Consider the following 583-nt stretch of genomic DNA (forward strand, 5'->3'; position numbering starts at 1 on the left):
TCGAGTTGTTGTCGGAGGCCGAGCGTGCGGTGTTGGTGCCGGTGCGTGGTGGTGTGTCGGTGGCGGGTCGGTTGTTGTCGGAGGTGTTTGCTTCGGCGGTTGCTGTTGCTGGTGTCGATGCTGTGGCGTTGGTGGCGGGTGATGTGTCGGTTTCGTATGGCGAGTTGGATGCTCGTTCGTCGGAGTTGGCTGGGTTGTTGGCCTCGCGTGGTGTGGGTGTGGGTTCGTTCGTGGCGTTGGGGTTGCGTCGTTCGGTGGAGTCGGTTGTTGCGGTGTGGGCGGTGGCGAAGTCCGGTGCTGCGTTCTTGCCGGTGGATCCGTCGTATCCGATCGATCGTGTGGCGCATATGCTTTCCGATTCCGGTGTTGTGGTGGGTGTGACCGTCTCGGAGTACGTCTCGGTGCTTTCCGAGGCTGGTGCGGGTGTGCAGTGGCTGTTGTTGGACGGCGAATCGGATTCTGCTGCAGCTGATCTGGATTCTGTTGTGTTGCCTGTTCCGTCGCTCGATGATGCGGCGTACTTGATTTACACGTCCGGTTCGACGGGTGTGCCGAAGGGTGTTGTGGTCACCCACCGCGGGCT

1 protein-coding gene is annotated in these 583 nt (G+C 61.2%); it reads left to right on the forward strand.

Features of this window, described 5'->3' with window-relative positions; all coding sequences use genetic code 11:
* Positions 1-583: AMP-binding protein (locus tag J1M86_RS23185; RefSeq protein ID WP_206511540.1), on the forward strand; the 583-nt coding region annotated here is incomplete at both ends.

Source organism: Rhodococcus sp. KRD197 (genome assembly GCF_017168235.1).
Taxonomy (GTDB): Bacteria; Actinomycetota; Actinomycetes; order Mycobacteriales; family Mycobacteriaceae; genus Rhodococcoides.